Annotated in this window: 17 protein-coding genes and 2 tRNA genes; 13 read left to right on the forward strand and 6 right to left on the reverse strand. The window is 66.6% G+C overall.

All coding sequences use genetic code 11. The features are described from left to right. Positions 1-139: 139 nt before the first annotated feature. A complete protein-coding gene (locus KBW98_RS20250) occupies positions 140-2407 on the reverse strand; it encodes an EAL domain-containing protein (protein WP_211521974.1) in 2268 nt (755 codons plus the stop codon). A gap of 208 nt (positions 2408-2615) precedes the next feature. Here KBW98_RS20250 and aroC point away from each other — a divergent pair, with 208 nt between their 5' ends. Continuing rightward, positions 2616-3710, forward strand: a complete 1095-nt coding sequence (gene aroC, locus KBW98_RS20255; protein ID WP_211521975.1) for a chorismate synthase — start codon at positions 2616-2618, stop codon at positions 3708-3710. Between the two features lie 82 nt (positions 3711-3792). Here the strand turns inward: aroC and KBW98_RS20260 are convergent, their stop codons facing one another. Then, entirely contained in the window at positions 3793-5286 is a 1494-nt protein-coding gene (locus KBW98_RS20260; protein WP_229429321.1) for an HDOD domain-containing protein, read from the reverse strand. Beyond that, positions 5283-7019 carry a bifunctional diguanylate cyclase/phosphodiesterase gene (locus tag KBW98_RS20265; protein ID WP_211521976.1) on the reverse strand — a complete coding sequence of 579 codons (1737 nt, stop codon included), beginning with the start codon at positions 7017-7019 and terminating at the stop codon, positions 5283-5285. Before KBW98_RS20265 ends, KBW98_RS20260 begins: the two co-directional genes overlap by 4 nt. Before the next feature lie 338 nt (positions 7020-7357). Between KBW98_RS20265 and KBW98_RS20270 the strand changes: the two genes are divergently transcribed. From KBW98_RS20270 to KBW98_RS20285, 4 genes are all read left to right on the forward strand, one after another. Further along, on the forward strand, positions 7358-9040 hold the full coding sequence (locus KBW98_RS20270; protein WP_211521977.1) for an isovaleryl-CoA dehydrogenase: 1683 nt from the start codon (positions 7358-7360) through the stop codon (positions 9038-9040). A gap of 112 nt (positions 9041-9152) precedes the next feature. Further along, complete coding sequence (upp, locus tag KBW98_RS20275; protein WP_211521978.1) at positions 9153-9803, forward strand: uracil phosphoribosyltransferase; 651 nt, start codon at positions 9153-9155, stop codon at positions 9801-9803. A gap of 15 nt (positions 9804-9818) precedes the next feature. Further along, positions 9819-10169, forward strand: a complete 351-nt coding sequence (locus KBW98_RS20280) for an Hpt domain-containing protein (protein ID WP_211521979.1) — start codon at positions 9819-9821, stop codon at positions 10167-10169. A 320-nt stretch (positions 10170-10489) separates the two neighbouring features. After that, entirely contained in the window at positions 10490-10693 is a 204-nt protein-coding gene (locus tag KBW98_RS20285; RefSeq protein WP_211521980.1) for a cold-shock protein, read from the forward strand. A 231-nt stretch (positions 10694-10924) separates the two neighbouring features. Here the strand turns inward: KBW98_RS20285 and KBW98_RS20290 are convergent, their stop codons facing one another. Continuing rightward, positions 10925-11830, reverse strand: coding sequence for a LysR family transcriptional regulator (locus KBW98_RS20290; protein WP_211521981.1), 906 nt, complete (start codon positions 11828-11830; stop codon positions 10925-10927). A gap of 181 nt (positions 11831-12011) precedes the next feature. On the opposite strand from KBW98_RS20290, the gene aceB reads away from it, so the two are divergent. After that, on the forward strand, positions 12012-13601 hold the full coding sequence (gene aceB / locus KBW98_RS20295; RefSeq protein ID WP_211521982.1) for a malate synthase A: 1590 nt from the start codon (positions 12012-12014) through the stop codon (positions 13599-13601). Between the two features lie 129 nt (positions 13602-13730). Here aceB and gloB read toward each other — a convergent pair whose 3' ends face one another. After that, complete coding sequence (gene gloB / locus KBW98_RS20300; RefSeq protein WP_211521983.1) at positions 13731-14549, reverse strand: hydroxyacylglutathione hydrolase; 819 nt, start codon at positions 14547-14549, stop codon at positions 13731-13733. Positions 14550-14576: 27 nt separating this feature from the next. On the opposite strand from gloB, the gene KBW98_RS20305 reads away from it, so the two are divergent. The 6 genes from KBW98_RS20305 to KBW98_RS20330 all read left to right on the forward strand — a co-directional run bounded on the left by KBW98_RS20305 (position 14577) and on the right by KBW98_RS20330 (position 19159). Then, positions 14577-15362: a class I SAM-dependent methyltransferase gene (locus KBW98_RS20305; RefSeq protein ID WP_211521984.1), complete on the forward strand. Its 786-nt coding sequence runs from the start codon at positions 14577-14579 to the stop codon at positions 15360-15362. A 26-nt stretch (positions 15363-15388) separates the two neighbouring features. Then, positions 15389-15826: a ribonuclease HI gene (rnhA, locus tag KBW98_RS20310; RefSeq protein ID WP_211521988.1), complete on the forward strand. Its 438-nt coding sequence runs from the start codon at positions 15389-15391 to the stop codon at positions 15824-15826. A gap of 76 nt (positions 15827-15902) precedes the next feature. Continuing rightward, on the forward strand, positions 15903-16610 hold the full coding sequence (dnaQ, locus tag KBW98_RS20315) for a DNA polymerase III subunit epsilon (RefSeq protein ID WP_211521985.1): 708 nt from the start codon (positions 15903-15905) through the stop codon (positions 16608-16610). Between the two features lie 37 nt (positions 16611-16647). Next, positions 16648-16722, forward strand: a tRNA-Val gene (locus KBW98_RS20320). A 127-nt stretch (positions 16723-16849) separates the two neighbouring features. After that, positions 16850-16924, forward strand: a tRNA-Val gene (locus tag KBW98_RS20325). 246 nt (positions 16925-17170) lie between these two features. After that, on the forward strand, positions 17171-19159 hold the full coding sequence (locus KBW98_RS20330) for an MHYT domain-containing protein (protein ID WP_211521986.1): 1989 nt from the start codon (positions 17171-17173) through the stop codon (positions 19157-19159). Here KBW98_RS20330 and KBW98_RS20335 read toward each other — a convergent pair. Then, complete coding sequence (locus KBW98_RS20335; protein ID WP_229429322.1) at positions 19156-21210, reverse strand: GGDEF domain-containing protein; 2055 nt, start codon at positions 21208-21210, stop codon at positions 19156-19158. The two genes, KBW98_RS20330 and KBW98_RS20335, sit on opposite strands and share 4 nt — an antisense overlap. Before the next feature lie 398 nt (positions 21211-21608). Here KBW98_RS20335 and KBW98_RS20340 point away from each other — a divergent pair, with 398 nt between their 5' ends. Continuing rightward, positions 21609-23012 (forward strand): amino acid permease, encoded by a 1404-nt coding sequence (locus KBW98_RS20340; RefSeq protein ID WP_373888978.1) that lies wholly within the window; start codon positions 21609-21611, stop codon positions 23010-23012. Positions 23013-23186 lie beyond the last annotated feature (174 nt).

Raw genomic sequence — 23186 nt, forward strand, 5'->3', positions numbered from 1 at the left:
CCCCCACCCCCCCCCGGGGGGGGGGGGGCGCCCCCCCCCCCCCCCCCGCGTCCACGTGTCGTTTGCGGTTCGAATCACGAATCGGCAACGCGGCCGCATGTTAAACGCGTCGGCGGCAAAGCCGCCAACCCTACCCCATTCAGGCAGCACGATGCAGCGCCTGCTTCCCCAGCCACTCCACCAGGTCTTCCGGCGTCAAGGGCCGCGCGAACAGGTAGCCCTGCGCCAGCGGACAGCCCAGCTGCCGCAGGATCTGCGCCTGGCGCTCGTCCTCGACGCCTTCCGCGATCACCGACAATCCCAGGTTGCGGCCCAGCTGCACCACCATCTCGGCGATGCTGCTGCCGCGCGCCGAGCCCGTGATCTCGGTGACGAAGGCGCGGTCGATCTTGAGCCGGTCCACCTGCAGGCGCTGCAGGTGCGAGAGCGAGGAGAAGCCCGTGCCGAAGTCGTCGATCGCGATCGACACGCCGGTGCGCTTGACCTGGGCCAGCTTTTCCACCAGCAGGGCCGGTTCCTCCATCGCCATTGACTCCGTGATCTCGAGCTCGATGTACTCGGGCGGCGCGCCCGTGTCCTCGAGGGCGCGGCGCAGCATGTCGAGGAAGTGCGGGTGGCGGAACTGCACCTGCGAGACGTTGACCGACATGGTGAATTCGCGGTGCCCGGCCTGGCGCAGGCGCATCAGCTCCGCGCAGGCCTGGCGCAGCACCCATTCGCCGATCTCGACGATCAGGCCGGAATACTCGGCGATGGGAATGAAGCGGTCCGGCGGCACCAGGCGGCCGTCCTCGGTGCGCCAGCGCAGCAGCGCCTCGGCGCCAAAGGGGCGGTTGGACAGCAGGTCGACCTGCGGCTGGTAGGCCAGGAACAGTTCGCCGCGCTGGAAGCCGCCGCGCAGCGCGTGCATCATGCGCACCCGCTCGCGGATCTCGACGCCCATGCTGCGCGAGAAGTAGAAGTGGCCGGCGCGCTGCTGCGACTTGGCGCGCTTCAGGGCGATGTCGGCGTCCTTCAGCGCATCGGCGCCGCTGCCGTCGTGCTCGCCCAGGCGCACCAGGCCGAGCGTGGCCGAGACCTGCACATCCTGGCCGTCGATCTGGAAGGGCTCGCGGAACAAGGCCTGGATCGGCGCCGGCTGCACCACGCCGGCGTCGCCCAGCACGCAGAAGATGTCGCCGCCGATGCGCGCCACCTGCAGGCTTGGGTCCAGGCGCGACTTGAGGCGCCGTCCGACCGCCACCAGCAACAGGTCGCCGAAGTGGTGGCCCAGCGCGTCGTTGGTCTCGGCGAAGTGGTCGAGGTCGACCAGGGCCAGGATGGCTTGCGCGCGCTGCGGCGCGGCCAGGGCGGCGTCGACCAGCTCCACCAGTCGGGTGCGGTTGGGCAGCCCGGTGAGCGGATCGTGGAAGGCGGCCTGGTTCAGGTGGGTGACCAGTTCGACATTGTCCAGGGCCACCGCGACCATGCCGGCGAATACCTGCAGCAGGCGCTGCTCGGTATCGTTGATCGGCCGGTCGAGAGGCACGCAGGCCGCGAAATCGCGTCCGGCCTTGCCGGGGAAGTACAGGGTCAGCAGGCCGTCGTCGACGGCGCCGCGGCGCGTCAACAGCGCGCGTTCGATGGCGATCCCCAACTCTCCGCCGCGCTGGCCGCCCAGTTCGCGTCCGTCCAGGTGGCGGCAGGCGCCGGCGGCGGCGACCGCGCGCAGGATGTCGGGATGGGCGTGGCCAGTCTCGCGCACGCACAGCACCCCTTCGGCGGGCTGGCCGAGGAGTTGGCCGAGCTGGTTCAGGATGCCGAGCGCGACGTCGCGCACCCCATGCAGGGCCATCAGCTCGGCGCCGGCGGCGACGATGCGCTCCAGTCCCAGGCGGTTCTCGTCGAGCGCGCGGATCTGCTGGTAGGAGCGGATCGCGGCGGCGACGGTGGTGTACAGCTTGGTGCGGGTCAGCTCGGACTTGGTGCGGTAATCGTTGATGTCGTAGCCGCGGATGGCGTCCATTTCGGGCGCGTAGCCGGGCTGGCCGGTGCGCAGGATGATGCGCACCTCGTGCTGGCCGAGCTCCTCGCGGATGCGGCGCACCAGGTTCAGGCCGGCGTCGGCGCTCTCCATCACGACATCCAGCAGGACGACGGCAATGCCGGTGTCGCGGCGCAGCAGTTCGAAGGCCTCGGCGGCCGAATACGCGTGCAGGAAGCTCAGGGGACGGCCCTGCATCTCCACGCTGCCCAATGCGAAGGTGGTGGTCGAATGCACGTCGGCATCGTCGTCCACCACCAGGATCCGCCAGGCGGCGCGGGCAGGGGATGCCGAACTGTCGTCCCCCTCGTCGGCAAAGACGAGATCGTCATGGCTCATGGGCACATCCTTCAAGGCGCCTGAGGGCGTCATCGATGCGGGCATGTGTTACTTCTCCAGGTTGCTCGGCATGTGATCGGCCCAGTATATATCCAATTAACAAGGAGAAAGTCACCAATTCCCCCAATCGCATAAAATATATCCGTACGGCAACGTTCTTTGACAGCTGCGCAACGCCGGAGGGGCCCCGGCAGCGCGCCGGGGCTGCTGGTAGAATGGTAATTCGACCAATTCCCGCGAGAAGAAGTAGACCATGTCCGGCAACTCATTTGGCAAGCTGTTTTCCGTAACCACTTTCGGCGAGTCGCACGGCCCGGCCATCGGCTGCGTCATCGATGGCTGCCCGCCCGGCATGCTTCTGAGCGAAGCCGACATCCAGCCCGAGCTGGACCGGCGCAAGCCCGGCACCTCGCGCCACGTGACCCAGCGCCAGGAAGCCGACCGCGTGCAGATCCTGTCCGGCGTATACGAAGGCGTGACTACCGGCACCCCGATCGCGCTCCTGATCCAGAACGAGGACCAGCGCAGCAACGACTACGGCAACATCGCCGAGAGCTTCCGTCCCGGCCACGCCGACTATACCTACTGGCACAAATACGGGGTGCGCGACCCGCGCGGCGGCGGCCGCTCCTCGGCGCGCCTGACCGCGCCGGTAGTGGGCGCGGGCGCGGTGGCCAAGAAGTGGCTGCGCGAACAGTTCGGCACCGAGTTCTTCGGCTGCATGCGCACCCTGGGCGACATCGAGGTGCCCTTCGAATCCTGGGAACACGTGCACGCGAATCCCTTCTTCGCGGCGACCTCGGACGCTGCCCTGCTGGCGCGCATGGAGGCGGCCATGGACGAGCTGCGCCGCGCGGGCGACTCGATCGGCGCGCGCATCGACGTGGTGGCGCGCAAGGTGCCAGTCGGGCTGGGCCAGCCGATCTACGACAAGCTCGACGCCGACATCGCCTATGCGATGATGGGGATTAACGCGGTCAAGGGCGTGGAGATCGGGGCCGGCTTCGGCTCGGTGGCGCAGAAAGGTTCGGAGCACGGCGACGAGCTGACGCCGGAAGGCTTCGTCGGCAATAACGCGGGCGGCCTGCTGGGCGGGATCTCGACCGGGCAGGACATCACGGTGTCGATCGCGATCAAGCCCACTTCATCGATCCGCACGCCGCGGCGCTCGATCGACAAGGCGGGCAATCCGGTGATGGTGGAAACCTTCGGGCGCCACGACCCCTGCGTGGGGATCCGGGCGACGCCGATCGCGGAAGCGATGCTGGCGCTGGTGCTGATCGATCATGCGCTGATGCACCGGGCGCAGTGTGGGGATGTGCGGGTGTCGACGCCGAAATTGGCTTAACGTCGCGGCGACTCATCGAACTTGGGTTCCGGCGAAGGCCGGAACCCAAGTTGAATTTGGTTGAGAAAAGAACGATGCTAAATTACACCCGCGTCGCAATCGCCTCCAGCTGGTGCCGCCGCTCCACGGTCCGCACCACCAGCCCGCGCAAATCGTTCAGCAGCGCAAACTCCGTCTGGCTCAGGATCACCGACGGGAAGCTGTCGTCCCAGTCCCCGTAGATGAAGCCCGCCGGCTGCCCGTGGGCGCACAGCGGAATCACCACGAAGCAGCGCGCCTCGGACAGGGTGCCTTTCCACCAGCCCGGCAGCTTGGCCGCGAACTTGGCGTCGCGCGCGTTCTCGATGAAGATCACGCGGTCGCTGCCCAGCGCCGCGTGGAACACGTTCGGTTCGTAGACGTCGTCGAACATCAGGTGCGGCAGCAGGTTCTTGGCGCCGTCGCCGAAGCCCAGGCGCGCCGAATACTTGCCCTCGCGGCGGTTGCGCAGGAAGGCGAAGGAGCGGCTGAAGGACAGGCCCTTGTGCATGGTCTCGAGGGCCATCGAGATCATCTGGCCCGCGGTCGCGTTCGGACCGGCGTCGCGCATGTCGGCCACGCCACTCATCAGGATCTTGTTGCCGGCCATGCGCTTGCGCGTTTCCATCGCCTGCTTGGCGCGCTTTTCCAGCGGCTTGGCCAGCGGGGCGATCGAGAGGTCGGACGCCGCCTCGGCCTTGGCCTTGCCGATCGCGCCCAGGATGCCGGTCGGTTCCACGCCCAGCATCGGCGAGAAGCTTTCGGCCAGCGTGGCCACGCGCGCGGCGCCGGCTTCGTCGTCGCTCCACAGGGCGTCGGCGGCCAGGGTCGACATGGTGCCCAGCGCGGCCAGCCAGTCGTCGTGGCCGAAGCCTTCGCCGCGCTCGCTTGGCTCGACGCGGCGCATGCCGGCGATCAGGTTGCGCGGCAGGCCCCAGTGCCCGGCGGTGGCGCGGCCGATTTCCTGCAGCGACATGCCCAGCACGGGTTCGGCGGCCAGTTCTTCCATGCCGGCGCCGGCGTGTTCGCCCATCTGCACCCAGCGTTCCGGCATGTAGAAGGTGATCATCATGCGGCCCAGCGAATGCAGGATCGAGCAGACCACCGCTTCCTCCGGGTCGCGCGTGGCGGCGCTGGCGGCCACCTGCTGCGCCACCATCCCCGCCAGCACCGCCTTTTCCATCTCGATGTGGGCGGCCTCGGTGTCCGGCGTGCTGCGGCTCAGTTCCTCGATCAGCTTCAAGCCCAGGGCCAGGTGGCCGATCGCTTCGGTGCCGAGCACCAGCACCGCCTTGGAGATGGTATTGACGCGCTGGCCGAAGGCCGAGTACATGCTGCTGTTCGCCAGGCGCAGCACCTTCTGGGTGAGCACTGGGTCGGACAGCACGGTCTGGGTCATCGAGAATTCACGCTCGTCCTCGCCGCGCATGGAGGCGAGGATGGCGTTGATCGCCTTGGTAAATCCAGGCATGTCGCCCTGGCGGCGGATGCGTTCCCACAGCAGGGCGAGTGTGGCTTCCCCCTTCGGCGAGCGCACGGTGTCGGCTTGTGTCGTCATGGTTTGACCGTCCGGGTTTCGGCCGGCAGGAGAGCGGTATAAAGGTTTTCCTTGAGGGCGGCCAGGGCCACGTTGGCCGGCATCGGCTTGCCGGTCAGGTAGCCCTGTACGTAATGCACGCCCTGGGTGTCGAGCCAGGACAGCTGTTCCTCGGTCTCGACGCCTTCCGCGACCACCGACAGGTCGAGGTGCTTGGCCAGGTCGAGCACGGCGTTGCAGATGGCGGCGTCCTTCTCGGCCTCGGGCAGGTCCTTCACGAAAGCCCGGTCGACCTTCAGGACCGAGATCGGGAAGCGCTTGAGGTAGGCGAGCGAGGAGTAGCCGGTGCCGAAGTCGTCGATCGCGATGCGCGCCTCGCGTTCGGCCATCTTGGTCAGGATCGATTCGGCGTGCTGGGGGTCGATCATCAGGGTGCCTTCGGTGATCTCGAGCACCAGCTGGCGGCCCGGAGTGCCCGACATCGCCAGCGCGTCGTCGAGCACCTGCAGGAAGCGGTCGCTGCGGAACTGGCGCGGGCTGATGTTGACCGAGATGTACAGCTCACGTCCCGCCACTTCCTGGAACTGGCGGATCTGCATGCAGGCCGCCTTCAGCGCCCAGGCGCCCAGCAGGTTGATCAGGCCATTGTTCTCGGCGATCGGGATGAAGCGGCCCGGCGGCACCATGCCGAGGGTCGGGTGCTTCCAGCGCATCAGGGTCTCGAAACCCTCGATGGTGCGGGTGCGGGCGTCGACGATGGGCTGGTAGAACAGCAGGAACTCGCCTTCGCGCACTGCGTTGAACATCGCCGCCTCGAGCGAGATGTCGTGTTCCGGCGGGCCCTGGTCGCGCGGGCTGTACAGCACCGTGCGCGCCTTGCCGGTTTCCTTGGCGCGCGACATCGCCGTGTCGGCCAGGGTGATCAGGCGCACCTCGTCCTCGGCGTGGTCCGGATAGACCGAGACCCCGATCGAGGCGCCCAGGTAGATGGTGTGGCCGGCCACCTCGAAGGGCGACTGCAGGGTCGCCATCAGACGGCCGGTGACCAGCTTGATCTGGGCGTCGTTGAAGGTGCCGGGCAGGACCGCCACGAATTCGTCGCCGCCCACGCGGGCCAGGGTGTCGCTGTCGCGCAGGGTGCGGCGCAGGCGGCCGGCGGCCATCTGCAGCACGGCGTCGCCGACCGGATGGCCAAGGCCGTCGTTGACTTTCTTGAAGCCGTCCAGGCCGATGGTGGCGACGGAGAAACCCTGGCCTGAACGGCGCGCGTTGGCGATCACCATGCGGATGCGGTCCGACAGCAGCACGCGGTTCGGCAGCTCGGTGAGCGCGTCGTGGGTGGCCATGTGGCGCAGGCGCTCTTCGGTCGCCTGCTGGGCCGACATGTCGCGGCCGATCACGAGGATCGGGGCGTCGTCGCCGGTGTCGAGCAAGGCGATGCGCAGTTCGTAGCAGACATCGCGTTCGCCCAGGCGGAAGCGCGCTTCGACGATGGCGGGATCAATGCTGCCGACGGAGCTCACCAGCGCATTGCGCAGGGCGGCCTGGTCGGCTTCGTGGACGAGGGACACCAGGGCGCGTCCGGGCTCGACGCCGCCGAGGCGCCGGGCGCGCGTACTCGCTGTGCGGATCTGGCCGCCGGAAGTGACGCGGAAGACGGCATCGCCGGCCGTTTCCAGCAGGCCGTCGAGCAGTCCCGCCGGAAGCGGAGCGCTCGCCTGAGGTTGGGGCACGGCGGAAAAACTGGTGTGCATTGTTAGATGATTGCCTTTTGAACGCTAGCACGTGCACGACATGCCCTGTGAAACCGTGCAAGTCTACCAAACCTCATGCGACTCTATCACTGAAAGATTCCAAAAGGCATTAAAAAACACAAGCCCTGGGCCCATTTCACGCACCTTTGCGCTGGAACAGGCGGCTTGCCACGCATGAACGTTTGCGCTAGCCTCCTTGTCGGATCGCCAAGGCCCACTAGTACGTACGTCAGCATTGTCGCCGATTCTTGCTAGATAGCAAATCGCAAGCGACGGTTGTGATGCTTCTATGCAACATGGGCACATAAAAACAATGCGAACTGCCCCAGGAGACACGCATGAACCTGTTCGAAACCCACGAGGTGTTCAACCAGGCTCCCCCTTTTGCGGGAGCCAACCTCTACGCTTGCGATGCCGCGCTCCGGGAGGGCCTGGAGCGCGAGGGCGGCGGCTGGGCCGCGCCGGCGCTCGATGCGCTGGGCGCGACGCTGGGCAGCGCCGAGGCCCAGGAACTGGCGCGCCTGGCGAACGTCCATGGTCCGCGCCTGGTGGCCTATGACCGCAGCGGCAACCGGGTCGACGAAGTCGAATTCCACCCGGCCTGGCACGAGCTGATGGCCATGATGATCGGCGCGGGCGCCCACGCCGCGCCCTGGGTCGAGCGCCGCCCCGGCGCACAGGTCGCGCGCGCCGCCCAGTACCTGCTGTTCGGCCAGCTCGAGAACGGCGCCCAGTGCCCGGTGACGATGACCTATGCCTCGGTGCCGGCGCTGCGGCGCCATCCGCGCATCGCCGACAAGTGGCTGCCGAAGATCCTGTCGCGCGACTACGATCCCCGTTCGCTGCCGGTGGAGCGCAAGCGCGGCGCGCTGGTGGGCATGGGCATGACCGAAAAGCAGGGCGGCACCGACGTGCGCGCCAACACCACCCGCGCCGAGCCGCTCGCGCCGTCCGAGGCGCAGGCCCGCTTCGGCGCGGACGGCGAGGGCGCCTACCGCATCGTCGGCCACAAGTGGTTCTTCTCGGTGCCGCAGTCGGACGCCCACCTGATCCTGGCCCAGCTCGACGAACAGGGCAGTGCGGGTCTCAGCTGCTTTTTCGTGCCGCGCTTCCTGCCCGACGGCAGCCGCAACGCGATCCGGGTGCAGCGTCTGAAGGACAAGCTGGGCAACCGTTCCAACGCATCCTCGGAAGTCGAGTTCCACGGCGCGATCGGGTGGATGATCGGCCAGCCCGGACGCGGCATTCCGACCATCCTCGAGATGGGCAGCCACACGCGCCTGGACTGCGTGCTGGGGAGCGCCGGCATCATGCGCGCGGCCTTGTGCCATGCGCTGCACCACGCGCGCGGCCGCGCCGCCTTCGGCCGCAAGCTGGCCGAGCAGCCGCTGATGCAGAACGTGCTGGCCGACCTGGCGCTGGAATCGGAAGCGGCGACCGCCTTCGCGCTGCGCCTGGCGCGCTGCTACGACCAGCTGGACGACCCGCGGCAGGCCCTGCTGGGGAGGATCCTGACGCCGGCCGGCAAGTACTGGATCTGCAAGCGCGGCCCGGGCTTCGGCGCCGAGGCCATGGAAGTCATGGGCGGCAACGGCTATGTCGAGGACGGTCCGCTGGCCAGGCTGTACCGTGAATTCCCCGTGAACTCGATCTGGGAAGGCTCGGGCAACGTGATGTGCCTGGACGTGCTGCGCGCCATCGGCAAGTCGCCCGAGGAAGCGCGCGCCGCCCTGGAGGCCGAGCTGATGCCGGCGGCTGGTCTGGACGCCCGCTTCGCCGCCTACGCCGGCCGTCTGCTGGACGAGCTGCCCGTGCTCCTCCAGGACGAGGCAGGCGCGCGCCTGCTGGCCGAGCGCCTGGTACTGGCGGTGCAGGGCGCGCTGCTGCTGCGCCATGCGCCCGCCTTTGTCGCGGACGCCTTCGTCGCCTCGCGCATCGCGCAGGACCCGGGCGGGGCGTATGGCCGCCTGCCCGCCGGAACCGACTGCGCGGCGATCCTGGCGCGGGCGCTTCCGGCGTGACTCCGGCCATGCCGCGCATTATTTCTTCGACAAAGGGCCGCGCGGCTGGGATAATGCTGGCCTACCGAGCATCCAGCTCCCGCTTCACACCCGAATACCTTCCTGGCCGACCATGAAACAAGACCCGCGTTTTCCGAACCTGTTCATCCTGAACCACCCGCTCATCCAGCACAAGCTGTCGCACATGCGCGAGCATGACACCTCGACCCGCACCTTCCGCGAGCTGCTGCGCGAGATCACGCTCCTGATGGGCTACGAGATCACGCGCGACCTCCCGCTGACCACCCGTCAGATCACTACCCCGCTGGTCACCATCGACGCGCCCGTCATCGCCGGCAAGAAGCTGGCGGTGGTCCCGATCCTGCGCGCCGGCATCGGCATGAGCGACGGCCTGCTGGAACTGGTGCCGTCGGCGCGTGTCGGCCACATCGGCGTGTTCCGCGACCCCGACACGCACGAGCCGGTCGAGTACCTGGTGCGCCTGCCGGACGTCACCGACCGCACCTTCATCCTGTGCGACCCGATGGTCGCCACCGGCAATTCGGCGGTCCACGCCGTCGACGTGCTCAAGAAGCGCGGCGTGCCGGACGACCAGATCCTGTTCCTGGCCCTGGTGGCCGCGCCGGAAGGCATCACCGTGTTCCAGAAGGCGCACCCGAACGTCAAGGTCTACGTCGCATCGCTCGACTCGCACCTGAACGACGATGCCTACATCGTGCCGGGCCTGGGCGACGCGGGCGACCGCATCTTCGGCACCAAGTAAGGCGCGGGGACGGCGATGACGCATCCGGCCGACCAGCAGTTCTTCGCGCGCCTGGCCGCGCTGAACGACAAGTTCGCCAACAGCCTGCCCGGCACGCTGGACCGGCTGGCCGGCCTGGCGCGCGGGCTCGACCCGGCCGCGCCGGCGCCGGCGGCGGACGAGCTGCAGGCCATGCTGCATACGGTGGCCGGTTCGGCCGCCACGTTCGGCTACCGCGGCCTGGGCCACCATGCGCGCGCGCTCGAGCAGCGCCTGCGTGTGCTGCAGACCTTCGAGTCGGTGGCGGCGGCGGACTGGCAGGACTGGCTGGGCGAATTGGACCGCTTCATCGCCGACGCAAGGCGCGATCCGAAATCGCTGTCTTGAAACGCGCGGCAGTGCAAGGCTGCGGCGCAAGACTCTTCTACGGGCGAATTTGATTCAGCGCAAACATTTGAGCTGGCCATTCCCCTATATTCTTCCTACTGCCGAATATAAAGAACCGGTGCACGAATTCGTTGATTCAAGGAATGTTGCGGGTTCCTCGATTTTTTATTTCACGAATAAGGCATGCGCTCTTTTTATTCGGTATAATACGGGATCGTTGGGTTCGAGCTAGTAGTGCAGTCTGTCTGTCATTCCTTTCTTGCTTCTTCAAACGATCTAAAACGGGCGCAAGCCCAACTTAACCGAAATAGGAAATTGTAATGGCAACTGGCATCGTGAAATGGTTCAATGATTCGAAGGGTTTTGGCTTCATCACCCCTGACGAAGGCGGCGAAGATCTGTTTGCACACTTCTCGGCAATCCAAAGCGCCGGCTTCAAGTCGCTGCAGGAAAACCAGCGCGTCTCGTTCGACGTGACCACCGGCCCGAAGGGCAAGCAGGCAGCGAACATCCAGCCGCTGTAATCGCGCGCTGAATCGCTCTTCTGCGATCACAAAAATCCCCGGAATTGCCGGGGATTTTTTTTGCCTGTACGTATCGCGGATGTCGATGCTCGTAGGGTTGGCGGCTATGCCGCCGACGCGTTCAACCTACGTTCGCACGGCTGTTCATGTGACGCATGGACGCGTCGGCGATGAAGCCGCCAACCCTACAAGCTCGCTGCTTTCCGGTCAGTGTTGTGATGAGCGGCAAACCTACCGGTGCTGCCAGTAATCCGGTTGCGCATAGGTGCGCCGCAAGAAGTCCACGAACGTCCGGATCCGCAAAGGCAGGTGACGCCGCTGCGCGAACACCGCATAGATATCGTTGCCGGGCGCCGAGTACTCGTCCAGCACCGTGCACAGTTCGCCGCTGGCGATCTGCCCGCCCACTTCCCACATCGAGCGCCAGGCCAGGCCCTTGCCGGCCAGGGCCCAGGCATGCAGCACCGCGCCGTCGTTGCACACCATGTTGCCGCTGACCTTGAGCGTCACCGCCTTGCCCTTGTCGAGGAAGGTCCAGCCGCGCTGGCTTCCTTCGCTGCTGATCGGCAGGCAGTTGTGCTTGGCCAGGTCCGCCAGTGTTTGCGGCCGGCCGTGCCGCTTGAGATAGGCGGGCGTCGCCACCACCACGCGGTGGTTGTCCGCCAGCTTGACGCCCACCAGGCTGGAGTCGTTCAGGCTGGCGATGCGGATCGCCACGTCGACGCCTTCGCCCACCACGTCGACGACGCGGTCGTTCAGGTTCAGGTTGACCGTCACCTCGCGGTGCTCGGCCAGGAAGGAGGGCAGCAGCGGCGCCACGTGCTGGCGGCCGAAGCCCGCCGGCGCCGACACCAGCAGGTGGCCGGTGGCGCGCGCGCTGCGTTCCGAAGCCGCGTTCTCCGCCTCGTCGAGTTCGTCCAGGATGCGCTGGCAGTCCTCGAGGAAGGCCGCGCCTTCGTCGGTCAGGGCCAGCTTGCGCGTGGTCCGCTGCAGTAGCTTGACCCCCAGGCGCGCTTCCAGCGCATCGAGGCGCCGCCCGATCATGGCCGGCGCGATGCCTTCGGCGCGCGCCGCCGCCGACAGGCTGCCGCGCGCCACCACCTCGACGAAGGTCTCGATCTGCCTGAACTTATCCATGCCGCTTGTCCATCCGCTGCCTCGATTACGTCATAAAAACGCACAGATGTAGTGCGTATTTGTATCGTTTAGTTATGTTCCAGTGAATATACTTGAAGCTATGACAAACGCCAAGCCGGTGTAGACTGGCTTGAGCAGGCAGCACGCGTCGCCCATTTTTCTTTCCTCCAGGAGTAGCAGCATGAGCATCAGCACCCCAGCCGGCATGGAAATCCGCGCCGAGATCAAGCCCGGTTACGAACAGATCCTTACCCCCGAAGCGCTCGAACTCGTCGCCAAGCTGTCGCGCGCCTTCGAGCCGCGCCGCCAGGAACTGCTGGCCGCCCGCGCCGAGCGCGCGCGCCGCCTGGACGCCGGCGAGCGCCCGGACTTCCGTCCCGATACCGCCCACATCCGCGAAGGCGACTGGAAGATCGCGCCGATCCCGAAGGCGCTGGAATGCCGCCGCGTCGAGATCACCGGCCCGGTCGAACGCAAGATGGTCATCAACGCCCTGAACTCGGGCGCGGACAGCTACATGACCGACTTCGAGGATTCGAACACCCCGAACTGGGACAACCAGATCACCGGCCAGATCAACATGATGGACGCGGTGCGCAAGACCATCTCGCTCGAGCAGAACGGCAAGACCTACAAGCTGAACGACAAGGTCGCGACCCTGGTCGTGCGCCCGCGCGGCTGGCACCTGGACGAGAAGCACGTGCTGGTGGACGGCAAGCGCGTCTCGGGCGGCATCTTCGACTTCGCCCTGTTCATGTTCCACAACGCGAAGGAACAGCTGGCGCGCGGCGCCGGCCCTTACTTCTACCTGCCGAAGATGGAATCCCACCTCGAGGCGCGCCTGTGGAACGACATCTTCGTCATGACCCAGAACGAGCTCGGCCTGCCGCAAGGCACGATCAAGGCGACCGTCCTGATCGAGACCATCCTGGCCGCGTTCGAGATGGACGAGATCCTGTACGAACTGCGCGAGCACAGCGCCGGCCTGAACGCGGGCCGCTGGGACTACATCTTCTCGTGCATCAAGAAGTTCAAGCTGGACAAGGACTTCTGCCTGGCCGACCGCGCCAAGGTGACCATGACCTCGCCCTTCATGCGCGCCTATGCGCTGCTGCTGCTCAAGACCTGCCACAAGCGCGGCGCGCCGGCCATCGGCGGCATGGCGGCCCTGATCCCGATCAAGAACGATCCCGCCAGGAACGAGGTGGCGATGGGCGGTGTGCGCAACGACAAGGCGCGCGACGCGACCGACGGCTACGACGGCGGCTGGGTGGCGCACCCGGGCCTGGTGGAACTGGCGATGGCCGAGTTCACCAAGGTGCTGGGCGACCGCCCGAACCAGATCGACAAGCAGCGCCCGGACGTCGAGGTGACCGCCAAGGAACTGCTCGACTTCAAGCCCGAGACCCCGATCACCGAGGACGGCCTGCGCTACAACATCAACGTCGGCATCCACTACCTGGGCGCCTGGCTGGCGGGGAACGGCTGCGTGCCGATCCACAACCTGATGGAAGACGCCGCGACCGCCGAGATCAGCCGCTCGCAGGTGTGGCAGTGGATCCGCTCAAGCAAGGGCGTGCTGGAAGACGGCCGCAAGGTGACGGCCGGGATGGTGCGCGCCATGATTCCGGAGGAGCTGGCCAAGGTGAAGGCCGTGGCGCCGAACGGCGACAGCCCGAGCTATGCGCGGGCCGCCGAGATCTTCGAGGAGATGTCGACCTCGGACAGCTTCGCGGAGTTCCTGACCTTGCCGCTGTACGAAGAGATTTAAAGTTTCGTAGGGTGGACGGGGCCCCCGTCCACGCGGCGATAGCTGAGGGCTCCGTTCTCGCGCACGTGCTGGCACACGTGGTTTGAACGCGTGGACGGCAGAGCCGTCCACCCTGCGTCCAAGATCGCGTCAGAATACGTTCTTCCACTCCCTCAGCGCCGCGAAGGCCGCTACCTCCGGCGCCCCTTCCGCCAGCCGTCCCGCCCGCACGAGGCTGTCCACGATTCCCGGTTCCGTATAGCGCAGGAAGGGATTCGTCCCGCGCTCCAGCCCGATCGTCGACGGCACCGTCGGCAGCCGGGTGCCGCGCCGTTCGGACGCGTCGCGCATCCGCAATTGCACCGCCTGGTTGTCCGGCTCGACCGCCTGGGCGAAGCGCAAATTCGAGATCGTGTACTCGTGCGCGCAGTAGACCAGCGTATCGTCCGGCAGCGCCGCGAGCTTGGCCAGCGAAGCCGTCATCTGCTCCGGCGTGCCCTCGAACAGCCGTCCGCAGCCTCCCGCGAACAGGGTGTCCCCGCAGAACAGCCAGTCGGCGCCGTGCTCGTCGTCCAGCTTGCGCCGCACGTAGGCGATGTGGCCGCGCGTGTGTCCCGGCACGTCCAGCACTTCCAGCTCCAGGTCCAGGCCCGGCACGGCGATGCGCTCGCCTTCGCCCAGCGGATGGGTGAGGGCATCGATGCCGTCGTGGCGCGGGCCGAAAACCGGCACCGGGCCGTCGGCCAGCAGGCGCGGGACGCCGCCGATATGGTCAGCATGGTGGTGGGTGAGTAGAATGGCGGTCAGGGTCAGCTTGTGCGCGGCCAGGGCTTCGCGGATGGGTTCGTCATCGCCCGGGTCGACCGCCACCGCGTGGACGCCGTCGTGGATCAGCCAGAGATAATTGTCGTTGAAGGCGGGTATAGTAAGAACAGTCAAGTCCTGGGCCTTGCTCGGCGAATTCGTCATGGTGGGAATTGTTTCAAAAGGGATGGCATGGATAGCGCGAAGGACCTGAACGGCGCCGAAAAATCCATTATAGCGCTCGATGTCTGGCTGCAATCGCAGGCCGGCGCATACGTGCGCGCTTTCGAACAAGCCTGCCTGGACGAGCTCACGGCGGACATTTTCGGCTTCAATGCGATCCAGATCGGCGTGCCCCAGCTCGACGCGCTGGCCGCCAACCGCATGCCCAACAAGTGGCAGGCGGCCACCCGCACCTCGACCGACAACGAGCTCGCCTTCGCCGCGGGCGGCAAGCAGATCGCGGTGGCGCTCGACTTTGCCGAGCTGCCGTTCGCCTCGCAGAGCATCGACCTGGTGGTGTTGCCCCATGTGCTGGAGTTCGCCGCCGAGCCGCACCAGGTGCTGCGCGAGGTCGAGCGCGTCTTGATACCGGAAGGGCAGGTCATCATCTGCGGCTTCAACCCGGCCAGCTTGTGGGGCGTTCGCCAGGGTGTCGGCCGCTTCACCAGCAATGACTATTTGCCGGCATCCGGCGAATTCATTTCTATGCCGCGGCTGAAGGACTGGTTAAAATTGCTGAACCTTGGCGTGACGCGCAGCCATTTCGGCTGCTACGCGCCGCCGTGCCGGACGGCGCACTGGCTGAGCCGGTTTTCCATGATGGAGTCCGCCGGACGCCGCTGGTGGCCCTACCTCGGCGCGGTCTACGTCGTGCATGCGATCAAGCGGGTCAAGGGCATGCACATCATCGGACCCGCATGGAACAAGAAAACGAGCAAGCGGCCGCAGGCAGTGCCGGCCGCGAACAGAGAATGAGCGAAGAACAGAACAAAGCAGCAAACCTGACCAAGGTCGAGATTTTCACCGACGGCGCCTGCAAGGGCAATCCGGGCACGGGAGGATGGGGCGCGCTGCTCGTCTCCAACGGCCACGAGAAGGAAATCTTCGGCGGCGAGCCCAACACCACCAACAACCGCATGGAGCTGCGCGCCGTAATCGAGGCATTGGGCGTGCTGAACCGTCCGTGCAACGTGGTGCTGCACACCGACAGCCAGTACGTCCAGAAGGGGATCTCGGAATGGATCCACGGCTGGAAGGCGCGCGGCTGGAAGACCTCGACCAAGGAGCCGGTCAAGAACGACGACCTGTGGAAGGCGCTCGACCTGGCGCAGCAGCAGCATGCCGTGGAGTGGCGCTGGGTGCGCGGCCACAACGGCCATCCCGGCAACGAGCGCGCCGACGTGCTGGCGAACCGGGGCGCGGCCTCGGTGCGGCGCTGACCGGCGGCCGACCGTGCGCAGTAGGCGCAGTTTGCTATACTCACTGCGCTCAGCATCAACTCATCCGTAAACCACCATGCGCCAGATTGTCCTCGATACCGAAACCACCGGCCTGAATCCACGAACCGGCGACCGCGTCATCGAGGTCGGCTGCGTTGAAATCTTCAACCGCAAGCTGACCGGGAATAACTTCCACCGCTATATCAACCCGGAGCGCGACTCGGACGAGGCGGCGCTGGCGGTCCACGGCCTGACCACCGAGTTTCTGAGCGACAAGCCGAAGTTCCACGAAATCGCCGAGGAATTGCGCGCCTATATCGACGGCGCCGAGGTCATCATTCACAACGCCCCCTTCGACCTCGGCTTCCTGAACCACGAATTCGTGCGTCTCGGCCTGCCGCCTTTCGTCGAGCACTGCAGCAACGTGATCGACACCCTGGTGTTCGCCAAGGAACTGCATCCGGGCAAGCGCAACTCGCTGGACGCCCTGTGCGACCGCTACGAAATCTCGAACGCGCACCGCAAGCTGCACGGCGCGCTGCTGGACTCCGAACTGCTGGCGGACGTCTACCTGGCCATGACGCGCGGCCAGAACACCTTGACCATGGACGTCGAGGAAGAAACGGGCGACGGCGGCGAGCTGCTCGAAGCCGTGCCGCTGGGCGAGATTATCGTGATGTCGGCCAGCGCGGACGAGCTGGCGATGCACGAGGAAGTGCTGGCCGGCCTCGACAAGAACGTCAAAGGCAGCTGTGTGTGGAGAAATTATTCTCCTCAGGGGTGACGAAAGGCCCGATCTGTGCCATAATACGCCTCGCTTTGGGAGGTTAGCTCAGGGGTAGAGCACTGCATTCACACTGCAGGGGTCGCAAGTTCGAAACTTGCACTTCCCACCAGGATTCGACAGGCCAGCTGCGCGCTGGCCTGTTTCATTTCGGGATCGCTCGGCACGTGGCGGGGCGTATGAAAAAGCGAAATTGCTATTTGGAATAAATTGGCGTTTGTGTCATAATAGCGCCTCTCGGGAGGTTAGCTCAGGGGTAGAGCACTGCATTCACACTGCAGGGGTCGCAAGTTCGAAACTTGCACTTCCCACCAGGATTCTTCAGCGGCCAGCTGAGACAAAAAAGGCCACGCGATGCGTGGCCTTTTTGCTTTCCGCCCAGTTCTATGGGGGCAAGTGCAAGCACGCTGGCTTCCCCGCGCCCGTACCGCATGCTTGATCGCCTTTGGTCGACCTATCGGAGTTGGTGGCTACCAGCTTGCCGACTCTCGTGTACACTCGAATCGAAAAAAAGATATCCAGGCGACACCACCCGCAAAAAGACCAATTGTCGAGACTGTATGTTGAGCGGCCACTACGAACCCTTCCTTGTATTGGTGTCGATCCTGGTAGCGATCCTCGCTTCGTACACGGCCCTTAGCCTGGCCATGCGGGTCAAGGAAACGCATGGCCGTGCACCGTATTTCTGGATCGCCGGCGGCGCCCTGGCCATGGGCAGCGGCATCTGGGCCATGCACTTCGTCGGCATGCTGGCCTTCCGCCTGCCGATCCCGATCGGCTACGACAGCCGCATCACCTTCGTGTCCTGGCTGCTGCCCGTGATCGTATCCGGCCTCGCCCTGTGGCAGCTGCGCCACCGCGAGATCGGCGGCCGCCACCTGGCCTGGGGCGCGCTGCTGATGGGCCTCGGGATCAACGCCATGCACTACACCGGCATGGCCGGCATGCGCATGGACCCGGGCATCACCTATGATCCCTGGCTGTTCGCGGCCTCGGTGGCGATCGCCATCGGGGCCTCGGCCATGGCCTTGTGGATCGCCTTCCGCCTGCACGAGAACCTGCGCCATCCGCGCCTGGCGCAGGGCGGCGCGGCCACGGTGATGGGCTTCGCGATCGCCGGCATGCACTATACGGGCATGGCCGCCGCCCATTTCGACGCGGCCAGCGTGTGCCGCGCCGCGGTCGACGGCGTCAACCAGGATCATTTGGCATTGCTGGTCACGGTGGCGACGGTGGCGCTGCTCACCATCGCCCTGCTGGCGGCGATCTTCGACGCGCGCCTGGAGTCGCGCAACCGCACCCTGGCCGCCTCGCTCGAAACCGCGGCCGAGCGCCAGCAGCTGTTCCTGCGCGAACAGAAGGCGCGGGTGGAGGCGGAGCAGATCAGCCAGTTGAAGGACGACTTCCTGGCCACGCTCTCGCACGAGCTGCGCACGCCGCTGAATGCGATGCTGGGCTGGTCGCAGCTGCTGCTGAACGGCGCGCGCGACGAGGCCATGCTGCGGCGCGGTTTGGAAACCATCGAACGCAATGCGCGCGGCCAGTCCCAGCTGATCGAGGACATGCTCGACATGAGCCGCCTGATCGCCGGCAAGGTGCGGCTCGACGCCAAGCCGATCGCGCCCGGCGAATTCGTGCTGGCCGCGGTCGAGACCGCGCGCCCGGCCGCGATGGGCAAGCGCATCCAGCTCACCACCGTGCTCGATCCGGACGCCGGCCCGGTCTCGGGCGACATCGCACGCATGCAGCAGGTGATGTCGAACCTGATCTCGAACGCCATCAAATTTACGGAACCCGGCGGCAAGATCACGATCGCCCTGCGGCGCGAGGACGACGGGGTCGCGGTCGACGTCACCGACACCGGCATCGGCATCGCCCCCGAATTCCTGCCGTTTGTGTTCGACCGTTTCCGCCAGGCCGACGCCTCCTCGGCGCGCCGCCACGGCGGCCTGGGCCTGGGCCTGGCGATCGCGCGCCAGCTGGTCGAGCTGCAGGGCGGCGCGATCACGGTGTCCAGTCCGGGCCAGGACCAGGGCGCGACCTTCACCCTGCACCTGCCGCCGGCGCCCCCCGAGGCCTTGCCCGAGGCCGCACCCGAGCCGCGCGGGCTGTACGGCGCCGCCAATGCCTCGGCCGACCTGTCGGGCCTGAGCGTGCTGGTGGTCGACGACGAACGCGATTCGCTGGAACTGGTACAGCAGGTGCTGGCCGAGACCCGGGCCACGATCCTCACGGCGATGAGCGCCCAGGAAGCACTGCTCAATGTCGAGCGCCATCGTCCCGATCTCCTGATCAGCGACATCGGCATGCCGCTCATGGATGGCTTCGAGCTGATCGGCAAGGTGCGGGCGCTGCGTGACCGCCAGGCCGCGATGGTGCCGGCGATCGCGCTGACGGCCTTTTCGCGCAAGGAAGACCAGCAGCGGGCGCTGGAGGCGGGATTCGACGAGTTCCTGGCCAAGCCCCTGCGCCCGGCCGTGCTGGTGCAGGCGGTGGTGGCGATCGTGGAACGCAAGGCGCTGCTGCGCGCCTCGCAGGAAAGGGCCTAGGCGGGCTGGCCCGGCAGCACCAGGTGCAGGTCGAGCGCATCGGCAGCATCCGCGCTCGCGTGCATGCCCTCGACGATGAAACCGCGGTTGCGACCGCTTTCCTTGCCCTTGTAGAGGGCGCGGTCTGCCAGCGCGATGGCCTGTTCCCAGCCGACGCTGTCGCCCTCGAGGCCGCTGGCGCCGTCCACGCACAAGGGCAGGGCGACGGCGCCCGCGGTGGCGCTGATCTCGAGCACCAGGCCGTTCTCCAGGATGACGGGTGTGGAAGCAATCGTGTGCAGGATGCGCTGCACCAGCAGCGCGCGCTGGCCCGGCGTCACGCCTTGCGAGTAGACCAGGAATTCCTCGCCGCCCCAGCGCAGCACCATGTCCGATTCGCGCACCGCCAGGCGCAGGCGCCGGCCGACTTCGACCAGCACGGCGTCGCCGGCGGCATGGCCGTGCTGGTCGTTGATGCGCTTGAAGTGGTCGATGTCCAGCAGGGTGAAGCAGTCGGCCGCGTCCGTGCGGGCCGCCTCCTCGCCCGCGCGGTGGCGCATGCGCTCCTGGAAGGAGCGGCGGTTGTACAGCCCCGTGAGCGGGTCGTGCGCCGAACGGTAGGCCAGTTCTTCGTTGAGTTCGGCCAGGCGGCGGCTGGTGCGCACCGATTTCTTGTACAAATAGAAGACGAAGCCGGACAGCACCAGGCCGAGCGCGGCGGCCAGCCAGGCCACCATCTGGCGCAGGCTGCGGTTGCGGATCTCGGCGTCTTTCACGGCATTTTCCTGGCGCAGGCGGTCGATCTGGACCGCGCGTTCCTTGGCCTTGAACTGTTCCTGCAGCGCCGAAATGGCCTTGTTGCGGTCGTTCAGGGCGAGGTCGGCCTGGATTTCCTCGCGCCGGCGGGTGGTGGCCAGGGCCTCGCGGTACAAGCCGGCCTTTTCCAGCGCCTGCGACTTTTCGCCGAGCAGGTTGGCCACGGCCGCCATCGCGCCCTTGGCGCGCAGGGCTTCGCCAACCTCGTCGATGTAGACCAGGCCCTCGTGCACGCGGCCCTGGCCGAACAGGGCGAAACCCAGGTTGGCCTTGGCCATCTGGAGGCTGGTGGTTTCCTCGATCTGCTGGGACAGCGCCAGCGCCTGGCGCGAAGCGCGTTCGGCCGCGTCATAGCGGTGCAGCTTGAGATAGGCGTCGGCGATGTTCCCGAGGATGTTGGCTTCCAGGGTACGCAGTTCGTTGTCGCGCGCCGGGCGCAGCGCCTGCTCGAACGACAGCAGCGCTTCCTCGACGCGGTTGGCGGCCACCAGTGCGCGCCCTTCGAAGAAGTGCAGCGAGGCGGCTACGCGGGCCGGTAGCGTTGCGTGCACGGCGCGGAATTCGCGCGTCGTCTCGAGCGCCTTGTCGGGGTCGCCGGAATTCACGTACAGGCGCGCCAGCGCCAGGCGGATGTCGGCTTCGCGCGGGCTCCACAGGCCGGGATTGCGTTGCACGATCTCGAGGCCGCGCAGGTAATGGTGCAGGGCGCGGTCGAACTGGCCCATGGCGTTGTAGGCCATGCCGGTGATGACCTCGAAGCTGGCCGCGAATTCCAGGTTGCCGAGGTCGCGGTAGCGCGCGTCGAGCGTTTCGAGCAGGGCCAGGGCCGCGACCGGGTCGTTGCTGTCGAGCTGGCGGTTGATGCGCACCAGGCTGGCCAGCGCGATGTTCACCGGGTCGCGCTGGGCTTCTGCCAGCTGCATGATGCGTTCGTTGACCTCGTAGGCGTCGCGCAGGCGGCCGGCGTCGTTCTGCACGCGGCGCAACAGGCGCAGGTACTGGATGCGCACCGCATACGGGGCGCTGTCGTGCAAGGCCCCGGCTTCGCCCAGCAGGGCGGCGCGGGCCTTGACGTTGCTGCGTTCGGACAGGGTGGCGAGTTCGCGCAGCCGCTCAGCAGGATCCGCATCGGCGGCGAAGCCCGGCAGCGGCAGGGCCAGGAGGGCCGCCAGCAAGCCGCACGCGGCGGCCCGGCGCAGCGCATGCAGCGCAGGCAAGGCACGCGGAGCCATGTGCTTCGGCTGTCGAATCTTCATCTGGTTCCGGGCGCCTGCCGAGTGAATGGGTGGAATCCGCGGCGCCGGCGTACCGGCATGGGCGAATTTGTATCCGCCCATTATGAGATGTTGATATGGGGAAAGCAAGCGCAGAGAGCGGGCGCAAGCCGGCCGGAGGTGTTTACACAACGACTTCTTTCGTATATTGATGAAGGAATTCGCCTCTCTGCATCAGTTTGCTTTGATTCCTAACAACATTCTGGTGATAATGGCGCGTCTGCAAAAAAACCGGCACCGGAGCGGGCTTAGCAAATGCGGTTTCAAGTCAGGCATGCGGCCACATTCGACGCATGTCGCATAGCCTTGGCGTACGACCTACGGCATGGCAATAAGGACAAGACGCGGGACCAAACTATCTTTTGATTGGAGAACATGTAGTGAGTCTTTTCAGAACCAAGAATCTTGACACCATGGTGGCGGCCAGCCGCACCCCTGGCGGACTGAAAAAAGTCCTGGGTCCCTTCGACCTCGTCCTGATGGGCATCGGCGCCATTGTCGGCACCGGTATCTTCGTGCTCACCGGCACGGGCGCCGTCACCGCCGGCCCCGCGCTGACCCTCTCCTTCGTCATCGCGGCCCTGGCCTGCGCCTTCGCCGCCCTGTGCTACGCCGAATTCGCCTCCACCGTGCCGGTCGCCGGTTCGATCTACACCTACAGCTACGCCACCCTCGGCGAACTGGTGGCCTGGATGATCGGCTGGGACCTGCTGCTCGAATACGGGCTTGCCACCTCGACCGTGGCGGTCGGCTGGTCGGGCTACTTCCAGTCCCTGCTCAAGGGCATCGGCGTGGTCCTGCCGGAAGCGCTGCGCGCCGCGCCGGGCGCCATCCCGGGCGTGAACTCCGTGTTCAACCTGCCGGCCTTCCTGATCATGATGGTGCTGACCTTCCTGCTCTCGCTGGGCGTGCGCGAATCGGCCCGCCTGAACAACATCATGGTGCTGATCAAGACCGGCGTCGTGCTGCTGTTCATTTTTGTGGGCGTCAACTACGTCAAGCCGGACAACTGGCAGCCCTTCATGCCCTTCGGCATGGGGGGCGTGATGAGCGCCGCCGCGCTGGTGTTCTTCGCCTTCATCGGCTTCGACGCCGTCACCTCGGCCGCCGAGGAAGTGAAGAACCCGTCCAAGGACCTGCCGATCGGCATCATCGGTTCGCTGGCCGTCTGCACCGTGCTGTACGTGGCGGTGGCGGCGATCATGACCGGCATCGTCCCGTTCATGGACTTCAAGGGCATCGACCACCCGGTCTCGCTGGCCCTGCAGGTGGCCGGCCAGAACTGGGTCGCCGGCTTCGTCGACCTGGCCGCGATCCTGGGCATGAGCACCGTGATCCTGGTGATGGCCTACGGCCAGACCCGCATCCTGTTCGCCATGTCGCGCGACGGCTTGCTGCCGAAGAAGCTGTCGAAGGTGCATCCGAAGTACGGCACCCCGTTCTTCGCCACCTGGATGGTCGGCATCATCTTCGGCCTGATCGCCGCGGTCGTGCCGCTGGGCGTGCTGGCCGAACTGGTCAACATCGGCACCCTGGCCGCCTTCTCGCTGGTCTCGGTGGCCGTCATCATCCTGCGCAAGAACCGTCCGGACCTGCACCGCGCCTTCCGTTGCCCGGGCGTTCCGGTGATCCCGGCCCTGGCCGTGATCTTCTGCCTGACCCTGATGTCCTTCCTCAGCTGGCATACCTGGGTCGCCTTCATCGTCTGGCTGGTGATCGGCCTGGCGGTGTACTTCGGCTACGCGCGCAAGCGTTCGCTGCTGCATCCGGCGGTCCAGGCCTGATACCAGGCCGTCTCGCGCCATGGCGCCCGCCCCCCCGGCCCCCGCCCCCCCCCCCCGCCCCCGGGGGGGGGGGGGGCCCGGGGGGGGGCCCCCCCCCCCCCCCCCCCCCCCCCCCCCCCCCCCCCACGGGGGGGACCCAAGTTCCTTGCGCACCACGAACGCCCTTCGCACCCT

The organism is Massilia sp. ST3 (genome assembly GCF_018119405.1).
GTDB lineage: Bacteria > Pseudomonadota > Gammaproteobacteria > Burkholderiales > Burkholderiaceae_D > Telluria.

Coding starts and splice junctions, on each gene's coding strand:
- KBW98_RS20250 (WP_211521974.1), bottom strand. CDS start 2,407: ATGCCCGCATCGATGACGCCCTCAGGCGCCTTGAAGGATGTGCCCATG.
- aroC (WP_211521975.1), top strand. CDS start 2,616: ATGTCCGGCAACTCATTTGGCAAGCTGTTTTCCGTAACCACTTTCGGC.
- KBW98_RS20260 (WP_229429321.1), bottom strand. CDS start 5,286: ATGACGACACAAGCCGACACCGTGCGCTCGCCGAAGGGGGAAGCCACA.
- KBW98_RS20265 (WP_211521976.1), bottom strand. CDS start 7,019: ATGCACACCAGTTTTTCCGCCGTGCCCCAACCTCAGGCGAGCGCTCCG.
- KBW98_RS20270 (WP_211521977.1), top strand. CDS start 7,358: ATGAACCTGTTCGAAACCCACGAGGTGTTCAACCAGGCTCCCCCTTTT.
- upp (WP_211521978.1), top strand. CDS start 9,153: ATGAAACAAGACCCGCGTTTTCCGAACCTGTTCATCCTGAACCACCCG.
- KBW98_RS20280 (WP_211521979.1), top strand. CDS start 9,819: ATGACGCATCCGGCCGACCAGCAGTTCTTCGCGCGCCTGGCCGCGCTG.
- KBW98_RS20285 (WP_211521980.1), top strand. CDS start 10,490: ATGGCAACTGGCATCGTGAAATGGTTCAATGATTCGAAGGGTTTTGGC.
- KBW98_RS20290 (WP_211521981.1), bottom strand. CDS start 11,830: ATGGATAAGTTCAGGCAGATCGAGACCTTCGTCGAGGTGGTGGCGCGC.
- aceB (WP_211521982.1), top strand. CDS start 12,012: ATGAGCATCAGCACCCCAGCCGGCATGGAAATCCGCGCCGAGATCAAG.
- gloB (WP_211521983.1), bottom strand. CDS start 14,549: ATGACGAATTCGCCGAGCAAGGCCCAGGACTTGACTGTTCTTACTATA.
- KBW98_RS20305 (WP_211521984.1), top strand. CDS start 14,577: ATGGATAGCGCGAAGGACCTGAACGGCGCCGAAAAATCCATTATAGCG.
- dnaQ (WP_211521985.1), top strand. CDS start 15,903: ATGCGCCAGATTGTCCTCGATACCGAAACCACCGGCCTGAATCCACGA.
- KBW98_RS20330 (WP_211521986.1), top strand. CDS start 17,171: ATGTTGAGCGGCCACTACGAACCCTTCCTTGTATTGGTGTCGATCCTG.
- KBW98_RS20335 (WP_229429322.1), bottom strand. CDS start 21,210: ATGAAGATTCGACAGCCGAAGCACATGGCTCCGCGTGCCTTGCCTGCG.